This is a genomic window from Streptacidiphilus jiangxiensis (assembly GCF_900109465.1).
GTDB classification, from domain to species: Bacteria; Actinomycetota; Actinomycetes; order Streptomycetales; family Streptomycetaceae; genus Streptacidiphilus; species Streptacidiphilus jiangxiensis.
Genome location: NZ_FOAZ01000006.1, coordinates 358,062 through 377,098, shown reverse-complemented (window position 1 = coordinate 377,098; position 19,037 = coordinate 358,062). Strand labels below are relative to the sequence as shown.

17 protein-coding genes are annotated in these 19,037 nt (G+C 72.2%); 8 read left to right on the top strand and 9 right to left on the bottom strand.

Features of this window, described 5'->3' with window-relative positions:
* From BMY61_RS14870 to BMY61_RS14855, 4 genes are all read right to left on the bottom strand, one after another.
* On the bottom strand, positions 1 to 597 hold a 597-nt coding region (locus BMY61_RS14870), incomplete at its 3' end, for an ABC transporter permease (protein WP_075003907.1).
* Positions 594 to 1,529: an ABC transporter permease gene (locus tag BMY61_RS14865; protein ID WP_042451236.1), complete on the bottom strand. Its 936-nt coding sequence runs from the start codon at positions 1,527 to 1,529 to the stop codon at positions 594 to 596. The genes BMY61_RS14865 and BMY61_RS14870, both read right to left, overlap by 4 nt.
* Positions 1,529 to 3,175 carry an ABC transporter substrate-binding protein gene (locus BMY61_RS14860; RefSeq protein WP_042451235.1) on the bottom strand — a complete coding sequence of 549 codons (1,647 nt, stop codon included), beginning with the start codon at positions 3,173 to 3,175 and terminating at the stop codon, positions 1,529 to 1,531. Before BMY61_RS14860 ends, BMY61_RS14865 begins: the two co-directional genes overlap by 1 nt.
* Positions 3,176 to 3,217: 42 nt before the next feature.
* Positions 3,218 to 4,891, bottom strand: coding sequence for an amidohydrolase (locus tag BMY61_RS14855; protein WP_042451233.1), 1,674 nt, complete (start codon positions 4,889 to 4,891; stop codon positions 3,218 to 3,220).
* A gap of 208 nt (positions 4,892 to 5,099) precedes the next feature.
* On the opposite strand from BMY61_RS14855, the gene BMY61_RS14850 reads away from it, so the two are divergent.
* From BMY61_RS14850 to BMY61_RS14825, 6 genes are all read left to right on the top strand, one after another.
* Complete coding sequence (locus tag BMY61_RS14850; RefSeq protein WP_042451231.1) at positions 5,100 to 6,080, top strand: LacI family DNA-binding transcriptional regulator; 981 nt, start codon at positions 5,100 to 5,102, stop codon at positions 6,078 to 6,080.
* A 132-nt stretch (positions 6,081 to 6,212) separates the two neighbouring features.
* On the top strand, positions 6,213 to 7,664 hold the full coding sequence (locus BMY61_RS14845) for a purine-cytosine permease family protein (RefSeq protein WP_042451229.1): 1,452 nt from the start codon (positions 6,213 to 6,215) through the stop codon (positions 7,662 to 7,664).
* Positions 7,665 to 7,715: 51 nt separating this feature from the next.
* Entirely contained in the window at positions 7,716 to 8,816 is a 1,101-nt protein-coding gene (locus BMY61_RS14840; RefSeq protein ID WP_042451228.1) for a C45 family autoproteolytic acyltransferase/hydrolase, read from the top strand.
* Positions 8,817 to 8,889: 73 nt separating this feature from the next.
* Positions 8,890 to 9,345, top strand: a complete 456-nt coding sequence (locus BMY61_RS14835; protein WP_042451226.1) for a pyridoxamine 5'-phosphate oxidase family protein — start codon at positions 8,890 to 8,892, stop codon at positions 9,343 to 9,345.
* 16 nt (positions 9,346 to 9,361) lie between these two features.
* Positions 9,362 to 10,513, top strand: coding sequence for a MalY/PatB family protein (locus BMY61_RS14830; RefSeq protein ID WP_042451347.1), 1,152 nt, complete (start codon positions 9,362 to 9,364; stop codon positions 10,511 to 10,513).
* Between the two features lie 202 nt (positions 10,514 to 10,715).
* Positions 10,716 to 11,537, top strand: a complete 822-nt coding sequence (locus BMY61_RS14825) for an alpha/beta hydrolase (protein WP_042451224.1) — start codon at positions 10,716 to 10,718, stop codon at positions 11,535 to 11,537.
* A 19-nt stretch (positions 11,538 to 11,556) separates the two neighbouring features.
* On the opposite strand, the gene BMY61_RS14820 is transcribed toward BMY61_RS14825, so the two are convergent.
* The 5 genes from BMY61_RS14820 to BMY61_RS14805 form a co-directional block, all read right to left on the bottom strand.
* The gene (locus BMY61_RS14820; RefSeq protein ID WP_075003906.1) at positions 11,557 to 12,495 is read right to left on the bottom strand and encodes a DUF2797 domain-containing protein; all 939 of its coding nucleotides are present in this window, start codon (positions 12,493 to 12,495) and stop codon (positions 11,557 to 11,559) included.
* A 34-nt stretch (positions 12,496 to 12,529) separates the two neighbouring features.
* Entirely contained in the window at positions 12,530 to 13,141 is a 612-nt protein-coding gene (locus tag BMY61_RS14815) for a hypothetical protein (protein ID WP_042451220.1), read from the bottom strand.
* Positions 13,142 to 13,277: 136 nt separating this feature from the next.
* Positions 13,278 to 14,054, bottom strand: a complete 777-nt coding sequence (locus BMY61_RS14810) for a hypothetical protein (RefSeq protein WP_042451218.1) — start codon at positions 14,052 to 14,054, stop codon at positions 13,278 to 13,280.
* The gene (locus tag BMY61_RS44945) at positions 14,047 to 14,361 is read right to left on the bottom strand and encodes a hypothetical protein (RefSeq protein WP_143094339.1); all 315 of its coding nucleotides are present in this window, start codon (positions 14,359 to 14,361) and stop codon (positions 14,047 to 14,049) included. Before BMY61_RS44945 ends, BMY61_RS14810 begins: the two co-directional genes overlap by 8 nt.
* A 226-nt stretch (positions 14,362 to 14,587) precedes the next feature.
* Positions 14,588 to 15,850, bottom strand: coding sequence for a permease (locus tag BMY61_RS14805; protein WP_082015217.1), 1,263 nt, complete (start codon positions 15,848 to 15,850; stop codon positions 14,588 to 14,590).
* Between the two features lie 224 nt (positions 15,851 to 16,074).
* Here BMY61_RS14805 and BMY61_RS14800 point away from each other — a divergent pair, with 224 nt between their 5' ends.
* Entirely contained in the window at positions 16,075 to 17,823 is a 1,749-nt protein-coding gene (locus tag BMY61_RS14800) for an enoyl-CoA hydratase-related protein (RefSeq protein ID WP_042451216.1), read from the top strand.
* A gap of 99 nt (positions 17,824 to 17,922) precedes the next feature.
* The gene (locus BMY61_RS14795; RefSeq protein ID WP_042451215.1) at positions 17,923 to 18,999 is read left to right on the top strand and encodes an NADH-quinone oxidoreductase subunit B family protein; all 1,077 of its coding nucleotides are present in this window, start codon (positions 17,923 to 17,925) and stop codon (positions 18,997 to 18,999) included.
* Positions 19,000 to 19,037 lie beyond the last annotated feature (38 nt).

The following is a 19,037-nucleotide window of genomic DNA, read 5'->3' as shown; positions in this document are numbered from 1 at the left end:
CTGTCCGACGACCACCGGGGTGATGTTGCGCAGGATGTGACGGACCGTGATCCGCAGCACGCCGAAGCCCTGCACGGCGAGCGCGTCCACATACGGGCTGACCCGCTGCTGCCGCGCCGCCGCCCGCACGATCCGCGCCAGGAACGGAATGTAGGCGATGGAGAGGGCGACCACGGCCGGGGTGAGGCCGGGGCCGAACAGCGCCACGGTCAGCACCGCGAGCAGCAGCCCGGGCAGCGCGTAGACCAGGTCGAAGACCCGGGCGACCACCCCGTCGACCCAGCCGCCGTACCAACTGGCCAGCAGCGCCAGCGGGATGCCGACCAGCAGCGCACAGCAGACCACCAGCGCGGGGCCCAGCAAGGAGGTGCGGGCGCCGAGCAGCAGCCGGGAGAGGACGTCCCGGCCGAGTCCGTCGCAGCCGAGCAGGTGCGCGGGGGAGGGCCCGGCGTAGGAGTCCAGCAGGCTCTGCTGCCCTGCGTCGTGCGGGGCGATCAGCGGCGCGGCGAGGGCCGTGAGCAGCATCAGCAGCACCCACACCAGGGCGGCCTGCCCGGAACGCCCCAGCGGTGCCCACCAGTTGAAACGGTGTCTCATGCGGTCCTCCCCGCGGTGCGCAGACGCGGATCGACCAGTGCCTGGACCAGGTCGCTCGCCGCGTTGCAGACGACGAAGGCGGCCACCAGCAGCAGCGCGACCGCCTGGACGACGGGGAAGTCCTTCTGCGCCACCGACTGGATGGTCAGCTGCCCGATCCCGGGCACCGCGAAGGCGGACTCCACCACCAGCGTCGAGGCGAACATCCCCGCGACCAGCAGGCCGACCGCGGTCACGATGGGCGGCAGTGCGTTGCGCAGCACGTGGCTGCGCAGCACCGCTGCTCTCGGCAGGCCACGGGCGACGGCGGTCTGCACGTGCTCGCGGCCGAGCTGCTCGCGGACCGCGTTGCGGGTGACCTGCGCCAGGAAGCCGCAGGAGAGCAGCGCGAGCGCGACGGCCGGCAGGATCAGGCCGTCGAGGCCGTTGCCCCGGCCCGAGGCGGGCAGCCAGCCCAGGCGGACCGCGAAGAGGGAGATCAGCACCGTCGCCGCGACGAAGGGCGGCACGCTGACGGACACCGCGTTGACCGCGCTGACCGCGGCGTCGACCCGGCCCGGACGCAGGGCGCCCAGCAGTCCGAGCCCCAGGCCGAGCACGACCACCAGCAGCGAGGCCAGCAGCACCAGCAGCAGCGTGGTGGTCAGCCCTGAGCCGACGCGGTCGGCGACGGGCTGGCCGGTGACCATGGAGGTGCCGAGGTCGCCGCGCAGGGCACCGGTCAGCCAGTCCCAGTAGCGGACCGGCAGCGGCTGGTCGAGGTGGAGCCGGTGTCGCACGGCCGCGCGGGCGGCGGCCGTGGGCGTGCGGTTGCCGAACAGGACGTTCTCGGGGGAGCCGGGAGCCAGGTAGAGGCTCCCGAAGATGACGAGGCTGGACAGGAAGAGCGTCGTCAGCAGGCCGCCGAGCCGATGCAGGAGCAGACGACTCATCAGGGCGCCCCCAGCGCCGCGGCCCAGGTGGTGTCCATGTAGGCGAAGGTCAGCGGCGCGCCGGTGACGCCGCTGTTCTGGAAGACCAGGGCGCGCGGCTCGGCGATGGGGATCCACGGCAGATCCTTCGCCAGTTGCTGCTGGGCCGTGATCACGAACCCGGCGCGTGCCTGCGGGTCCTGGGTCGCCTGCGCGCGCTCCAGGGCCTGGGTGACGACGGGGTTGTCGTAGCCGTTGAAGTCCTGGACCCCGTACGGCAGGGCGAAGCTGCGGTACATCACCGCCGGCTCGGGGAACTCCATGTAGTTGAGGGTGAGGAACGAGTCGAGGCCGGCCCGGGCCTTGGGGTCGGTGAAGAGGTTGCCGTACTGCTGGTCCGGCAGGCCCACGATCTTGATGTTCAGGCCGATCTGCTGCCCGGTCTGCTGGATGACCTGCGCCAACTGCGCCTCGAACGGCGTGGCGGCCGGGTAGCCGAGGGTGATCTGCCGGTTCGCGCCCGGTACCTGGGCGACCAGCTTCTTGGCGCCTTCCGGATCGGGCTGCTCGACCAGGGCCCGGTAGGCGGCCTCGTACCGGCCGAGGGCCGGGTTGCCGCGCCAGTAGCCGGGCCCGGCCACGGCGTAGAGCGGGTCCGCCGCGCCGCTGTAGACGGTCTTCGCGATCGCGGCGCGGTCCAGCGCCAGGCTGAGGGCCTGACGCACCCTCACATCGCCGAGCGGGCCGGAGAAGCGGGAGACGATCAGGTCCTCGTTCTCCATCGTCGAGCCCTCGCCGCCGATGTAGAGCTTGCCGGAGGTGGCGCGGGACAGCGGGGTCACGGCGGCCGGCGGCACGTTGAACGCGCCCTGGGCGGCACCGGAGGTCAGCGCGTTGGTGAGCGCGGAGTTGTCCGAGTAGAAGTGGAACTCCAGGGTGTCGACCTTGGCGGCCCGCGCCGGGTTCCAGTAGTGCGGGTTGCGCCTGAGCACCAGGGAGCTGGTGCCGTCGAACGACGCGACGGTGTAGGGGCCCGAGCAGACCACGCCCACGTCGGCATTGCCGAAGTTCTGCCCCGTCTTGAGAGCGAAGGCCTTCTCGACCACGGCCCCGCCCAGCGCGCCGAGGTAGCGCACGAAGAGGTAGTTGTCCTTGGTGAAGGTGACCGTCACCTGGTGCGGGCCGGTGGCCCGGATGGAGCTGACGTCGCGGTAGCTGTCGGCGTAGTTGCTGGCCGTGGCCGGGTCCATGTTGCGGGCCAGGCTGTAGACCACGTCGTCAGGGGTGACCGGCTTGCCGTCGCTGAAGGCGGCTGTCGGGTCCAGCTCCAGCAGCAGGTGCCGACCGTCCGGCTGGGTCCAGGACTTGGCGACGCCGGGGCCGAGCGAGTAGTCGGCGTTCTCGTGGATCACCGTCTCGCAGACGTTGCCGAGGATGGTCTCCTCGGGGTAGTCGGCGGTCTTGACCGGGTCCTCCGAGTACGGCGGACGGTAGTCGCCGGACCAGACGACGTGGTCCAGCGGCTTGGTTCCCGGCGCGGTCGTCACCTGGGCGGCGGCGTAGTTGCTCTTCGGCGCGTTCGCGCCGGCGGACCCGCCGGAACTGCATCCGGCGGTCAGCGCGAGCACGGAGCCGCAGACGGCGGCGTGGAGCAGTCTTCTCTTCATGATCGGTGCTTTCCTGGCTCGGGTGGGGGAGATGACAGGAGGTCAGGAGACCTGGTGGACCAACTCGCCCTGGACGTAGGTGCGCAGCACCCGCGTCTCGGCGATGGCCTGACGGGGCCCGTCGAACGGGTTGCGGTCCAGCACGACCAGGTCGGCGTCCTTGCCCGCCTCGACGGATCCGGTGACGTGGTCCAGGTGGTTCACCCGCGCGGAGCCGGCGGTGTAGGCGGCGAGCGCCGCGCCGAGGTCGAGGCGCTGCTCCGGGCCGAGCACCCGGTTCGGGTCCTCCTCACCGGTGCGGTTGACGGCCACGTGGACGCCGGCCATCACGTCGGGCGTGGTCACGTCCCAGTCGCTGCCGGCGGCGAGCATCGCCCCGGCGCGCAGCAACGCGCCGAAGGGGTACTGCCGGCCGGCGCGGCCCTCGCCGAGGAACGGGATGGTCAGGTCGTCCATCTGCGGTTCGTGGCAGGCCCACAGCGGCTGGATCGTCGCCGTCGCGCCGAGCTCGCGGAAGCGGGCGATGTCGTCGGGGTGGACGACCTGGAGGTGGGCCAGGTGGTGCCGGTTGCCGCGGTCGCCGTTGCGGCGTCGCGCCTCCTCGACCGCGTCGAGGGCGTTTCGGACGGCGCGGTCGCCGAGGGCGTGGAAGTGCACCTGGAAGCCGGCCGCGTCGAGTTCGGCGACGTAGCCGCCGAGCTTCTCGGGGTCGACGAAGTCGAGCCCGTCCCTCCCCGTCGAACAGCCGCAGCCGTCGAGGTAGGGCTCCAGCATGGCGGCGGTGTGGTTCTCGGCGACGCCGTCCAGCATGATCTTGACCGTGCCGGCCCGGAACCGCTCGCCGTTGCGCTCGGACTCCTCGCGGCGCTGCCGGAATCCGTCCAGCTGCTCCGACCCGCCCGCACGGTCCCACCACTGGGCGGCCCGGACCCGGGCGGTCAGCGTGCCCTCACGGTCGGCCCGCAGGTAGGCGCCGTAGACGTCGCCCGGCCCGAACGCCGCGCCCACGGCGGCGTCCTGCCAGCCGGTGATGCCGTAGGAGTGCAGGTGGGCCTGGCCGGCCAGAAGACCTCGGTAGTAGTCCTCGTCGGTGTCCGCCGGGATGTGACGCTCCACCAGGTTGGCGGCGCCCTCCTGCAGCATGCCCGTCGGGGTGCCGTCGGGGTCGCGCTCGATCCGGCCGTCGGCCGGATCGGGGGTGTGCTTGTCGATGCCCGCGAGCTCCAGGGCCCGGCTGTTGACCCACAGGCCGTGCGCGTCGCGGTTCGGCAGTGCGACCGGGCGGTCCGGTACGACGGCGTCCAGTGCGGTGCGGTGCGGCAGGCCTCCCGGGAACGCGTCCAACCGCCAGCCGCCGCCGGTGATCCAGGGGAGCGCCGGGTGGGCCGCGGCGTAGGCGCCGATCGCGGCGAGGTACTGCTCGGCGGTACGCAACCCGTGCAGGTGGCAGCGGGTGAGCGTGGTGCCGCCGAAGACGGTGTGCACGTGGGCGTCCTGGAACCCCGGCAGCAGCAGCCTTCCGGCGAGGTCCACGACCTCGGTGCTCCGGCCGATCAGCGGCCGGACGTCGTGCTCGTGGCCGACGGCCACGATCCTACCGCCGCGGACGGCGACGGCGTCGGCCCAGGAACGGGCGGGGTCGACGGTGTAGACCGGGCCGCCCAGGAAGATCAGGTCGGCGGGGCCCGAAGCAGGGCCGGGGGTGCGTGTGGACACGGCGTCTCCGATACGAGGGGGACCGACGGGGTGTCAGGGAGCCGCGCGTGAGGTGGCGGCGGATGCGGAAGGAAGCGCCTCCCGATGGGGCGTCCTCGTCGGCAGGGGGCACACGCTGCTTGGTTGCGCGGGCAACCACAAGGGCCCGGTGGCTACGGATTCCGTCGAGCTCTTTACGGACAGTGGCGGATTTCGTACAGTTCCGCGCATGTCTCGGGTGCGGATCGTGGATGTTGCCGAAACCGCCGGGGTCTCTCGCGCGACCGTGACCAACGCGCTCAAGGGCACCGGCCGGATGACCGGCCGGACCCGCGAGCACGTCCTGTCGGTCGCCGCCGCCCTCGGCTACCCCCTCGTGGGCGACTCCCTCCGGCACGCGCCGAGCCGCACCCTCGCCCTGGGTGTCACCACCCTCGGCGCCGAGTCGTGGAACTTCGCCGCGCTGCCGTACTACGCCCAGGTGATCGCGGGCGCCCTCGCCAGCGCGCACGCCCGCGGCTACGGCCTCACCGTCCTCCCCGCCGCCCCGGCGGACCGTCGCTGGCACGCCCTGGTCGCCGACGGCGTGCTGCTGCTCGACCCGCACGAGGACGACCCGGTCGAGCGCCTGGTGCGGGCCGCGGACCTCCCGCTCGTCTTCGTCGGCCGTCCCGCCCGGCCGGAGCCGTGCGACGTCTGGGTCGACAACGACCACGACAGGGTGCTGCGCTCCGTCCTGGACCTGCTGCGCTCCCGGGGGGCGCGCCGGATCGCCCTGATCGCCGGGCCCGGCACGGACTACTACGCCCGTCGCAACGACGAGGTCTACCGCGCGTGGTGCGCGGAACGGGGCAGCGCCCCGCTGGTTGTTCCGCTGGACCATCCCGAGCTCGGCGAGGCGCTCTTCGCCGACCCCGGCGAGCGTGTCGACGCGGTCTACGGGATCTACGAGTCCGCCGGCCGCCTCGCGCTGGACGCCGCGCTGCGGCAGGGGCTGCGTGTGCCGGATGACGTGCTGGTCGCCTGCATGAGCGAGGACCTGGCCTACGCGGAGACGAACCCGCCGGTCACGACGGTCTCGCTCTCCCCGCGGTTGCTCGGCGGGCTCGCGGTGGAGGCGCTGGTCCAGCTCCTCGAATCCGGCTCGACGGGGGCTGTTCCCCAGCTCCCCACCCACGTCACGCTCCGCGCCTCGACGCAAGGGCGTTAGCCCTCAGGGGCGCGGGGCCGCGGCCCCTGGATCGTGCAGCGTCCCCCCTTGACGAGAGGCATGGATTCACTATTGGATGTGCGACCAATAGCCAAGCCGCCCCCCGGGGCTTGTCGGTTCGGAGAACTCCCCATGGCTGCCACCACCCCAGCTCGCGCCGCCGAGCCCCCCGGCACGCAGGACCAGAACACTCGCGCGACCCCGCACACTGGTGGAGTGGAGGCGCACGGCATCGACGTCATTCCCGACGGCGAGCGCCATGGCCGCCCTCGGGAACTCTTCGGTGTCTGGGCCGCGCCCAACGTCAGCTACCTGAGCCTCGTCGTCGGCGGGACGCTGATCCTGATGGGCCTCGGCCTCTGGCAGGCGATGGCCGTCGTGGTGGTCGGAAACCTCTTCTGGGCGCTGGTCGGCCTCGTCGCCGTCAGCGGGTCCGCCTCCGGGACGCCCAGTGAGGTGATCATGCGGGCGATGTTCGGCGTCCGGGGCAACCGGGCCAACATCGCGATCACCGGGTGGTTCGCCTCCGTCTGCTACCTCGCGCTCAACTGGGCCGCCGGCTGCCTCGCCGCCTTCGCCCTCGCCGACGAGGCGGGTCTGCATCCGGACACCGTGCTCAAGGTCGCGATCATCATCGCCGTCGCCGCCGCGACCCTCGCGATCAGCGTCTACGGCCACGCCATGATCGTGAAGCTGTACCTGCCGTTCACCATCGCGCTGACCGCCGTCTTCGTCCTCCTCGCCGGTTACGTGCTGCAGCACGCCGACTGGCACTACCACCCGCAGCAGTCCCTGCACGGCAGCGCGCTGCTCGCCGCCGTGGCCGGCGGTGTCGCGCTGGTCGCGTCCGCGCCGCTGTCGTACAACAACAGCGCCGACTTCGCCCGCTACCTGCCGCGCGACACCAGGCCCGGCGCCATCGCCGGCTGGACCTTCGTCGGCGCGTTCGTCCCGAGCGTGCTCTTCACCGGCCTCGGCGTGCTGGCCGGGACCGCGCTGGACATGACCGACCCGCAGAGCGCGCTGGAGTCGATCATCCCCGGCTGGTTCAAGCCCGCGTTCCTGCTCGCCATCGTGCTCTCCGCGATCGCCAACAACGCGATGACCGCCTACAGCTCCGGCCTCGCCCTGCAGGCCGTCGGCCTGAAGATCCGCCGCTCCCGCAGCGTCGCCCTCGACGGCACCCTCGGCGTCACGCTGACCCTCTACGCGCTGCTGGTCTCCAACTTCCTGACCACCGTCAACAGCATGCTGCAGCTGATGGTCGCGCTGATGGGCCCGACCATGGCGATCTACGCCGTGGACGTGCTGTGGCGGCGCAACCGCTACGACGGCCACGAGCTGAGCGACGAGACCCGCGGCGGACCGTTCTGGTACGCGGGCGGCGTCAACTGGGCCGGCGCCGTCGCCCTGGTCGTCAGCGCCGTCGCGGCCACGCTCTGCGTCGACACCGAGAGCTTCACCGGGCCGATCGCGCAGGCGATGAACGGCACCGACCTCTCCCTGCCGGTCGGCATGGGCCTCGCGGCGGGCCTCTACCTGCTGCTGATGCGCGGCCGCCGTCCCGCCGCCCCGCGCGCCTGACCGTCCCCTTCCTCCTGTCCTGCCGCCGTCCTGCCGAGGAGCAGCACCGCCATGACCACCCCCACGGTCTTCCGTTCCCCCGCCACCGAGCCCGGCGAGCGTGGACTGCTCCTCGGCCGGGCGTTCCCGGACCGGATCCACCGCACCTGCGACTTCTACGACACCCTCTTCGCGGCGGCCGGCGCCGCCCCCGCCGACGTCGGCGAGCTCGGCCGCACCGCCCTCGCCGCCATCGCGGCCACCGCGCCCGCGCTCGCGGAGGAGATCGACGGCATCGCCCGCGGCGCGCAGCTGCCCGTGGAGCGGATCGCCGCGCTCAACGCCCGCACCGAGATCCTCGGCCGCTTCGGGCGGCAGCACCCGGAGTGCTCGACCGTCGTCCACGCGCCCGCCGACGGCCGGCCCCCGGTCACCACCCAGACCTGGGACTGGCACGACGACATGCGCGACGGCTGGTTCGTCTGGCACATCGAGCACCCCGACGGCCGCAGTGTGCGGACCGTCACCGAGTACGGCATCGTCGGCAAGATCGGTGTCAACGCGGCCGGGCTCGGCCTGCACTTCAACATCCTCGCCCACGCCGCCGACGCGTCCGCGTCCGTGTCCGTGTCCCAGCGGGGGTGGCTGCCCGTCCACGTCCTGGCCCGGCACGTGCTCGACACCTGCGGCAGCGTCGACGAGGCGGCACGCCTCGCGATGGCGACGCCCGTCGCCGCGTCCAGCTCGCTGACCCTCGCCGGGTACGAGCAGGGCCGCGCCCGCGCCGCGACGGTCGAGCTCAGCCCGGCCGAGCCCGCCCTGCTCCGGCCCGGCACGGACGGCTACCTGCTGCGCACCAACCACTTCGTCGACCCCACCCTGGCCGCCGGAGAGGCCCTGGCGACCGAGGACCCGGACACCCGCCACCGCCTCGACGCCCTGCACGCACGCACCGCGCTGCGCCCGGCCCCGGACACCTCGGCGCTGCTGGACACCCTCGACCACCACCTGGCCGACGGCGCCGCGCTGTGCTGCCACGCTGACCCCGCCGAGCCGCTGGGCAAGCGCTGGGAGACGCTCGCGACCGTCTCCATCGACGTCACCTCCTCCCGTCTCCACGTCCACGCCGGCGGGCCGTGCACCGCGCGGGGGACGGAGTGGACCGTGGTCTGACGGATCGGTCCCCCGGGTGCGCCCTGGCGGTTAGATTGATCAGCGATCGCGCCGAGCAGTTGGGAGCACCCGGATGACGGACACCCCGCCCCGCCCGTTGGAGCAACGCATCGCGGACACCCGCGCGCGCTTCGCGGCCGACATGGACGTCTGGGTCGCCACCGGCGGCGCGGCCGGGCCTCATCTGGTGCCGCTCTCGTACGACTGGGACGGTGCGAGCTTCGTCGTCAGCACCCTTCCCGGCTCGGCCACCGCACGGAACATCGCCGAGAACGGACAGGTCCGGCTCGCCTTCGGGCCCACCCGGGACGTGGTGATGGTCGAGGGCACGGCACGGCCCGTTCCCGCCGCCGAGGTCGACGGCGGGGTCGCCGACGCCTACGCCGCCCACACCGACTGGGATCCGCGCAAGCAGCGCGAGGAGTACGCCTGGTTCCGGATCACCCCGCTGCGCATCCAGGCTTGGCGCGAGGCCGACGAGCTGCGTGGCCGCGACCTGATGAAGCAGGGCGCGTGGCTGGCCGGATAGCCCTACCTTGGTGATCATGAGCGACGACGAGGGTTTCCGCTGGGAGCAGCCGGAGGTGCTGCGCGCCAGGACGAGCATGAAGTGGCGGGCCTACGCGCCGGACGTGCTGCCGGTCTGGGTCGCCGAGATGGACTGCGCGCTCGCGCCGCCCGTCGCACGGGCGTTGACCGAGGCCGTCGCGCGCGGCGACACCGGCTACCCCTTCGGCACCGACTACGCCGAGGCGCTCGCCGGCTTCGCCCGGGACCGCTGGGGCTGGGACGGCGTCGCCGTGGAGCGGTCCACGCCCGTGCCGGACGTCATGCGCGGCATCGTCGAGATGCTGGGCCTGGTGACCGACAGAGGCGACACCGTCGTCGTCAACTGCCCGGTGTACCCGCCGTTCTACGACTTCGTCCGGAACAGCGGCCGCAGCGTCCTGGAGGCGCCGCTCGGCCCCGACCTGCGGATCGACCTCGGCGCGCTGACGGACGCCTTCCGGAGCGCCACCGCCGGCGGTGCCCGGGCCGCCTACCTGCTGTGCAGCCCGCACAACCCGACCGGGACGGTGCACACCCGCGAGGAGCTGGAGGCCGTCGCCGCCCTCGCGGACGAGTTCGGTGTGCGGGTCGTCGTCGACGAGATCCACGCGCCGCTGGTGACGGGCGGGGTCTCCTTCGTCCCCTACCTCAGTGTGCGCGGCGCGGAGAGCGGGCTGAGCCTGATGTCCGCCTCCAAGGCGTGGAACCTCGCCGGTCTCAAGGCAGCACTCGCCGTCGCCGGCGAGGCAGCGGCGCCGGACCTGGGCCGGATGCCCGTCCAGGTGCGTGACGGCGTCAGCCACTTCGGCGTGATCGCCCACACCGCGGCGCTGCGCGAGGGCGGGACATGGCTCGACGCGCTGTTGCCCGCGCTCGCGGAGAACCGTGCGCTGCTGGTCCGGCTGCTCGCCGAGCACCTGCCGCAGGTCCGCTACCGGCCGGGTGACGGCACCTACCTCGCCTGGCTCGACTGCCGTGACCTGGGCCTCGGCGAGGACCCGGCGGCGGTCTTCCACGAGCGCGGCCGCGTCGCCCTCAGCGGGGGCCTGGCGTTCGGCACCGGCGGCGCCGGGCACGCCCGCTTCAACCTGGCCACCAGCCCGGCGCTCATCGAGGAGGCGGTGCGCAGGATGGCAGCCTCCTGCTGAACCGCCGCCCGCTGAACCGCTGCCCGCTGAACCGCTGCCCGCTGAACCGCTGCCCGCTGAACCGGTGCCCGCGCAACGTCGTTCTGGCGGCACGTCGGTAAACGACCTTCGTGCCGCTCCTTCCCAAGGCCGCGCCCGGGCCACCATTCTCCAAGAGAGCGCTCACCTCGGACCGGACGCCTCATGGGACCAGGGGGAACACATGACGCAGAACAGCACGCCCGTGACCGCTGCCGCGTGGACCGGCATGGTGCCGGTCGACGACACCGCCCTGGCCGTTGCCGACACCGGCGGCAGCGGCGTCCCCGTCCTCTACCTGAACGGCCAGTTCGCCACCCAGGGCTACTGGCGCCGAGTGATCTCCGAACTCGGCCCGGACTGGCGTCACATCACCTACGACGAGCGCGCGCGGGGCCGCAGGTCCGGGCGATCGAAGGACTACTCCTTCGAGGCCGCCGTCCGTGACGTCGACGCGGTGCTCGCGGCCAGGGGCGTCGAGCGGGCGTTGGTGATCGGCTGGTCCTACGGCGCGGTGGTCGCCGTGCACTGGGCCGCGAGGAACCCGGCCCGGGCCGTCGGCGCGGTCCTCGTCGACGGCGCGTTCCCCTACGACTGGCTCGACGACGCCATGGAGGTGCGCATCCGCAAGCTCTTCCGTCGGATGAGCGTGTTCACGCCGTTGCTGCGCCCGACCGGCATCACCCCCAGGATGAGCGCGACCGAGCAGGCCGACACCAACATCGAGCTCGGCAGGCTCTCCCGTGCGAGCGAACTGGACCCCGTCCTGGACGACATCGCCGTCCCAACGCGCTACGTGATCGCCTCCGGTGCCTCCTTCGGCAGTCACGGCGACGAGCAGGAGCGCATCCGCACCGGCATCGACGCGGTGACCGCCCGCAACCCCCACATCCAGGTCAGTGCCAAGGTCGCGGCCAACCACGGCGCGATCCTGCGCAAGGAGTTCGTGGCCGTGGCCGCGGCGGTCCGCGAGGTCGCCGCGCTCGACGGGGAGGCGGCGGAGTAGGGACCGCGGCCGCGTCCGCTCAGAACAGCCCCGGCTGTTCCTGAGGCTCCGTCATGCGCGGCACCGGAACGGCCTCCGCCGAGAAGGGCGCACCGGCCTCCGTGCGGCACACCGCCCACCCGGCCAGCAGTCGCGTGTCCAGCAGCACCAGGCCCAGCGACGGCACGGACAGGTAGAGGTCGCCCGCCGTCCGGCACATCACGCGGCCCGATACGACGTCGCCCGGCCGCAGCGCCGCCACGGCCGCGTCCGGGCGCAGGCCCGCGTCCGGGAGCCCGTAGTGGGCGCAGTGGTCCGTCACCACGGTGTCCGGTCGCCGCGTCTGGCCCTCCGGCCAAGGCAGCTCCCGCGTGAGCGCCGCGTGCGCGAACAGCGCGGCGGCGCGCTCCTCGCTGTTGCCCGGTGCCCGCCGCGCCTCACGCTTGCGGACCGTGGCGACGCGGTCCGGCAGCCCGAGGGCGACGCCGAGCAGGTGCTCGACGCGTCGCGCGGACGGCAACGTGCCCTCGGAGAGGAAAACCGAGGCCAGTGCGCCCTGTTCGAGCAGGCGGGCGAGCCCCCGCTCGGCGGCGGTGATGCCCACCTTGATCCCGGCCGAGCCGTGGTGGGCCAGGTAGACCGCGTACGGGCGCGGATCGTCGAGCAGCGTGTCCGCGGCGACCGAGTACTGCCGGTCCAGCCGGGCGCAGGCGCCGCAGCGGGCGCCGCGCGAGGACGGGTCCAGTGCCTTGTTCGTCCCGCAGGGGATCCGGCGGCCGGAGCGCCACACACCGACACAGCGGCGGTCCGCGCCGACCCCGAACGCGGCCACCGAGCCCAGCGGCAGCGCGCCGGAGCGCGTCGATCCCGTCGTCGGCGCCCACCACTCCAGCACCGGCTCCTCGCCCTGCCACCGCAGCCCGGCGGCCCGCCACGGAGCCCTCGGCGCGTTACCCGTCCGACCGTTCCCGTTCTGCACACCTCCAGCCTGCCAGGCGGGCCCGACATTGCGTTCAGCTCCGGGCCGGGCAGCCGTCGGCGGGGGAGAGGGAGCTGCAGAAGGCTCGCGGCATCAGCAGCAGGGTGCGCGTGATCAGCTCCTGCGTCGCGCCGGCGTCCCGGATCCCGTTGGTCACCGTGCGGCAGCCGGTCAGGCCGATCAGCACCGGCACCACCTGCCGTCCGTCACTGAACACCGCCAGCACGGCGGAGCCGTCGTCCGCCGGGCAACCGCTCGGGCCACCGGCGCCCTGCGGGCCGGGCAGCCTGTTCAGCGCGTTGCGCATCCCCTCCACGTTCGCCGGACCGGCCACCACGGCGACGTCGGGCGAGTGCACGCCAGGGGTGCGCTCGACGTCCTGCAGTGGGGGATACCCGCACAGCAGCAACCGGTCGGCCACGAGCGGCTCCGTCCGTTCGAGCAGCCCACCCGCATCGCTCGCCGGGAGCTGCGGCGGCTGCGCCGGGCAGTTCCCGGTGCGGACGTCCCTGAGAAGCCCGGCCACCGCCTGCGCCGCGTCGATCGTCACGCCGTCCCGCTGCGGCTCGGTGTGCGGCGTGGCATCGGAACACCCCGCAGCCAGCGCCAGCGCGAGCGCGGCCACCCAGGCCGCGGCCGGCCCCACCGGGCGTCTTCGTGCGTCTCTTCCTGACATTTCATCACCAGCTCTGGCTGAGACGGTAGTTCCGTTGGGACGCAGCGTCGCGGCGGCGGGTTCCCGCTCTCAGCCTTGCTTGGTTCGTCCTAACCGCACAATTCGTTCAGGTCTTCACGCCGGTGATGCTGGTGAACGCCGCAGTGCCCGAGTAGCCGATCAGGAAACCGATGAGCAGACCACCCCAGAAGTCCTCGACAGTCACAAAGGACTGCGCCTCGGACTTCCGCGCGGAGAAGATGATCGCGGCCCAACTCAGGATGGTGGACAGGATCAGCGAGGCGGCGGCTACGCCGAGCTGTCCTTCAATGAGGTGGTCCACCGTCCTGGCGTTCTGAAGGGAGCGCCCCGCACTGCCGACCGTTCCGCCGATGATGCCGCCCAGCATGACGTTCCAGAGCGCCGACTTGACCGGGACGGTCAGGGCTGTGGTGTTGGAGAAGATCCGGCGGCGAGGAGGATCTTCCGGCTCGCTGATCTCCTCAGATGTGGAGTGGAATGCCACCTTCTGAGGTTCGAAACCGTAGATCACGGTGAGTTGCAAATGATACTTCGCCGGTATGAAGAAGGGGCTGCGTTGGGTTCCCAGGCGGATCGTCCACACGTCGGTGCAGCCCGGTTCGAGCGCCGCTCCTCGCGGGAGGGAGCCGGTGAGTTGAACGCGCTCGGTGTTGTCGTCCGTCACGGCCAAGCGCACCGTGGCTGCGTGCAGGGCGGTGACGTTTACCCGCCTCAGCCGCCCGCTCAGGTCGATTACGGCGCTGTTCTCCGCCGTGATGTTGATCTCGGATGCCAGGGCCGCCTCTGCCGCCCAATTGGCGGTCTCCAGGTTGGCTATTTGTTCGCTGAGGCGGTCGGCTTCCGGGCCGGACGGATCAGCCATACCGTGCAGAGCTTCCCGCAGTTCGCTGATTCGCCTCAACCGGCCGTCGATCTCGTCCCGCAGTTCCTTCTCCCGGCGGGCGTCTTCGCCGAGCCTCCGATGTCTCCTTGGGGCGCCCGACCTCTTTAAGAACCTGTGTCGGCAGGCTCAGTTCAACGGCGTCGATCCATGCCGCCACGGCAAAAGGGTTCTTGATGTGGAGGTAGACCGTGAAGTCGGTGCCCGAGTAGACCTCGGGCACGGACAGGTCGACGGACAGGTCCAGCAGCCCCAGTTGACCCGTCGGCTCCAGCGAAGGAGTTGTCATGCGAGCCAAGTTATCCAGTCGACTGCCATCCGGCATCGCGTTCTGGCAGTTGGTCGGATTCTCTCGTGGAGGGGGATGGCGCGGTTCGGGGCGCCGGCGGCCTGGCATCGGAATGCGGAGGCGGAGTTCACCTCGTCGGTGTGAACTCCGCCTGCCCCGCGTGGAGCGTGTACCCGGTGTGGGGGCGGGCCATTCGGCCCGGATCGGGTGACGTGTCGGCCGGGGGTCAGTGGTGGTGGCCGTGGTGGTTCTCGTGGCCGCCGTGTCCTGAGTGCTCGTCGTGCTCTGCGCCGTGCGTGCCGTGCGCGCCGTGCCCCGGGCGTGCGGCGTCGTCGGCGTGCGTGCCGTGGTCCATGGTGTCCGGGGCGCCGCCCATCATGGCGAGCATCGCGCGGCCGCCGGTGCGCAGGAAGCGGATCACCAGGGCGGCGGCGAGCAGCAGGAAGACGATGTTGAGGTAGGTGGTGTAGTTCCAGCTGATCCCGTCCATGGGGATCTTCGCGTCGGCCTGGTCCGGTACCAGGCCCAGGCTGCCGAAGAGGAGTTCGACCGCGTACCCGGCGACGACCATGGCCAGGTAGAACGTGCCCGCCAGGTACAGCGCCATGCGGGTGCCGTAGTACTTCCGGTAGATGTTCAGGATCGGCAGGATCAGCAGGTCGGCGAAGATGAAGGCGACCACGCCGCCGAAGCTGATGCCGCCCTTCCACAGCACCACCGCCAGCGGCACGTTGCCGATCGAGCAGACGAACGAGACCAGCGCGACGACCGGGCCGATCAACGGGCCCCAGATCTTCGACAGCAGGGGGTGGCCGTCGAAGAAGAAGTGCTGCCAGAAGGAGTCCGGCACCCACGCCGCGATCGCGCCCGCGATCAGCAGGCCGAGGACGAGGTCGCGCAGGATCGCGGCCCACTCCATCACGAAGACGTGGGAGACCGAGGTGTAGCCGCGCCGCGACAGCAGGCGCTTCCGGAACGAACCGTCGCCGCCGACGGACATGTCCATCGCCGCGTGGCCCTCCATCGAGCCGGCCAGGCCGCGGTCTGCGTTCTCGCGGGCCTCGCGCAGCAGCCGGCTGCGCAGGGTGAGCCGGAACAGGACGGCCAGCATCACGATCATGATCGGTCCGCCGGTGAACTCGGCGAGGGTGAACTGCCAGCCCATCAGCAGCGCCAGGATGACGCCGAGTTCCACGACGAGGTTGGTGGAGGCGATCTCGAACGCCATGGCCGCAGTGAAGTCCGCCCCCTTGCGGAAGAGCGAGCGGGCCAGGGCGACGGCGGCGTAGGAGCAGGACGAGGACGCCATCCCGAGCAGGGAGGCGACGGTGAGCGTGCGCGGCCGGTCGTCGCCCAGGCGCCGGACGATCGTCTCCTTGCGGACCACGGCCTGGACGACCGCCGAGAGCAGGAAGCCCAGGATCAGGGCCCAGGTGATCGCCCAGGTCATCGACCCGGCGACGGCCAGCGCGTGTCCCACCGCGTGCAGCACCGACATGATCTGATCATCTCCGCAGGAGCGTTCGTGTGCGAGTGATGCGAGCGCCCTCAGATATACCCCATGGGGGTATGCCTCGCAAGCGTTCGGGTGACCTCGCGGCGCGGGTCCCGCGGATGCGGCGGGGCGCGGCACACGCTGGTCGTGGCCACGGTGCACGTCTGGATCGCCTTCGGATCGGGTCCGGCTCCGTGGCCCCGCCCGAGGAGGCCCCTGTGGAGATCCTGCTGCTGGCGTCCGGATTCAACAGCCTCACCCAGCGCGTCTTCGCCGCGCTGCGCGACCGCGGGCACAGCGTCGCGGTCGAACTGGCCCTCGGTGACGCCGCGGCCCTGCGCGCCGCCCTGGCCAGGCTGAAACCGCAGCTGGTCCTCGCGCCGATGCTCAAGCGTGCGATCCCCGCCGACGTGTGGTCCTCCGTCACCTGCCTGGTCGTGCACCCCGGTCCGCTCGGCGACCGCGGCCCGTCCTCGCTCGACCGCGCCGTCCTGGAGCGACGGGACGCGTGGGGCGTCACGGTCCTGCAGGCCGAGGAGGCGATGGACGCCGGCCCCGTCTGGGCCACCGTGCCGTGCGCCCTGCCGCCGCGCGGCAAGAGCGACCTGTACCGGGGCGAGGTGGCCGACGCCGCCGTCGAGGCCGTGCTGCTCGCCGTCGAGCGCTACGCGTCCGGCGCCCACGTGCCGCTGTCGCAGGACGAGCCCGAGGTCCGGGCCACGGTGCTGTCCCGGCCGCTGCTGCGGCAGGACGAGCGCCGCATCGACTGGCAGCGCGACACCACCGCCGAGGTCCTGCGCCGCCTGCGTTCCGCCGACTCGCAGCCCGGTGTGCTCGACGAGATCGCCGGGGAGGAGTGGTTCCTGCACGGCGGACACGAGGAGGACCGGCTGCGCGGCGCGCCGGGCGAGCTGCTGGCCGCCCGGGCCGGCGCGGTCTGCCGGGCCACCGTCGACGGCGCGGTGTGGATCCCGCAGCTGCGCGCCCGGCGCAGACCCGGCGGACCGCCGCCGTTCACGCTCCCCGCCACCCTGGCGCTGGCCGTCGCCGCGCGCGGGCGCCCCGAACGGCGGCTGCCGCCACTGTCCGAGGCGCCGGTGGAGCTGGAGCTCCCGCCGGGGCGCCGCACCTGGAGCGACATCCGCTACCAGGAGGTCGGCGAGGTCGGGCTGCTCTGGTGCGGGTTCCCCGGCGGCGCCCTGAGCACCCACCACTGCCGGCGCCTGCTCGCCGCCTACCGGGAGGCGTGCCGCAGGCCCACCTCCGTGCTGGTCCTGGGCAGCTCGCGCGACTTCTTCGCCAACGGCATCCACCTCAACGTCATCGAGGCCGCGCCGGACCCCGCCGCCGAGTCCTGGGCCAACATCAACGCCATCGACGACGTGGTCGAGGCCGTGCTGACCACCACCGACCGGCTCGTCGTGGCGGCGCTCGGCGGCAACGCCGCCGCGGGCGGCGTGATGCTGGCGCAGGCCGCGGACGAGGTCTGGTGCCGCCGGGGCGTCGTGCTGAACCCGCACTACCGCCTGATGGGCCTGTACGGCTCCGAGTACTGGACGTACACGCTGCCGCAGCGGGTCGGCCCGGCCGAGGCGGACCGGATGATGGCGGCGGCCCTGCCGGTCGGCACCGAGCGCGGCCTCGACCTCGGCCTCGTCGACCGGGTGCTGGGGTGCGGACCGGAGGAGTTCGCGGACGCGGTCATCCGGTCGGCCCAGCGGCTGGCCGCGAGCCCGGGGGCGGGGGCCCGGACGGCCCGCAAAAAGGCCGATCTGGACCGGCGGGAGGCCGAGAAACCGCTCCACGCCTACCGCAACGACGAGCTCGCCCGGATGCACGCGATCTTCTTCGACGCGGAGCACCCGTACCACGCGCTGCGCAGCGCGTTCGTCCGGAAAGAGGCCCCGGCGGGGACGCCGGAGCACCTGCGCGCGTACCACCGGTCGGCGGTGTCCCCGTCACCCTGACGGCGCCACGTCAGCGCGCGCCACGGCGTGGCGCGCGCTATCCAGGAGTCAGGAGGCCCTTGTCTGGCTCCGTAGCGAACTTCCCCTTTGGAGGCATCCATGTCGGATGCGCAGACTTCCACCGCCACGGCGGACCCAGGGGCCGAGGACGAGGCCCCGATCCACATTCTCTGGATCAACGCAGGACTGAGCTGTGACGGCGACTCGGTCTCGCTGACCGCCGCCACGCAGCCGAGCATCGAGGAGATCGCGCTCGCCGCCCTCCCCGGGCTCCCGAAGATCGCCGTCCACTGGCCGCTGATCGACTTCGAGTGCGGTCCGGTCGGCGGCGCCGACACGTTCATCGAGTGGTTCTTCAAGGCCGACCGCGGCGAACTCGAACCGTTCGTCCTGGTCGTCGAGGGGTCCATTCCCAACGAGGCGATCAAGCCCGAGGGTTACTGGTGCGGTTTCGGCGACGACCCGAACACCGGCCAGCCCATCACCACCAGCGAGTGGTTGGACCGGCTGGCGCCCAAGGCGCTGGCGGTCGTGGCCATCGGCACCTGCGCCACCTACGGCGGCATCCACGCCATGGAGGGCAACCCCACCGGCGCCATGGGCGTGCCGGACTACCTGGGCTGGGACTGGAAGTCCAAGGCCGGGATCCCGATCGTGTGCGTGCCCGGCTGCCCGATCCAGCCGGACAACTTCGCCGAGACGCTCACCTACCTGCTCTACATGGCCACCGGCGCCGCACCGATGATCCCGTTGGACGACAAGCTGCGTCCGACCTGGCTCTTCGGCGCCACCGTCCACGAGGGCTGCGACCGGGCCGGCTACTACGAGCAGGGTGACTTCGCCACCACCTACGACTCGCCCAAGTGCCTGGTGAAGCTGGGCTGCTGGGGTCCGGTGGTGCACTGCAACGTGCCCAAGCGCGGGTGGATGGACGGCATCGGCGGCTGCCCCAACGTCGGCGGCATCTGCATCGCCTGCACCATGCCGGGTTTCCCGGACAAGTTCATGCCGTTCATGGACGAACCCCCCGGCGGCAAGATCTCCTCGACCGCCAGCGGCATCTACGGCGCGGCCATCCGCAGACTGCGCGCCGTGACCATGAGGACGGTCGACCAGGAGCCCAAGTGGCGCTCCAAGGGACCCGAGCTGAAGACGGGTTACCGCAAGCCCTGGTAAGGGCAGTTCATCCGACCCATCCGACCCACAAGGGAAAG

Excerpts from the sequence above, each read along its gene's own strand:
- BMY61_RS14860 (WP_042451235.1), bottom strand. The coding sequence starts at position 3,175 with ATGAAGAGAAGACTGCTCCACGCCGCCGTCTGCGGCTCCGTGCTCGCG.
- BMY61_RS14850 (WP_042451231.1), top strand. The coding sequence starts at position 5,100 with ATGTCTCGGGTGCGGATCGTGGATGTTGCCGAAACCGCCGGGGTCTCT.
- BMY61_RS14835 (WP_042451226.1), top strand. The coding sequence starts at position 8,890 with ATGACGGACACCCCGCCCCGCCCGTTGGAGCAACGCATCGCGGACACC.
- BMY61_RS14810 (WP_042451218.1), bottom strand. The coding sequence starts at position 14,054 with ATGGCTGATCCGTCCGGCCCGGAAGCCGACCGCCTCAGCGAACAAATA.
- BMY61_RS14865 (WP_042451236.1), bottom strand. The coding sequence starts at position 1,529 with ATGAGTCGTCTGCTCCTGCATCGGCTCGGCGGCCTGCTGACGACGCTC.
- BMY61_RS14795 (WP_042451215.1), top strand. The coding sequence starts at position 17,923 with ATGTCGGATGCGCAGACTTCCACCGCCACGGCGGACCCAGGGGCCGAG.
- BMY61_RS14840 (WP_042451228.1), top strand. The coding sequence starts at position 7,716 with ATGACCACCCCCACGGTCTTCCGTTCCCCCGCCACCGAGCCCGGCGAG.
- BMY61_RS44945 (WP_143094339.1), bottom strand. The coding sequence starts at position 14,361 with ATGACAACTCCTTCGCTGGAGCCGACGGGTCAACTGGGGCTGCTGGAC.
- BMY61_RS14830 (WP_042451347.1), top strand. The coding sequence starts at position 9,362 with ATGAGCGACGACGAGGGTTTCCGCTGGGAGCAGCCGGAGGTGCTGCGC.
- BMY61_RS14845 (WP_042451229.1), top strand. The coding sequence starts at position 6,213 with ATGGCTGCCACCACCCCAGCTCGCGCCGCCGAGCCCCCCGGCACGCAG.
- BMY61_RS14825 (WP_042451224.1), top strand. The coding sequence starts at position 10,716 with ATGACGCAGAACAGCACGCCCGTGACCGCTGCCGCGTGGACCGGCATG.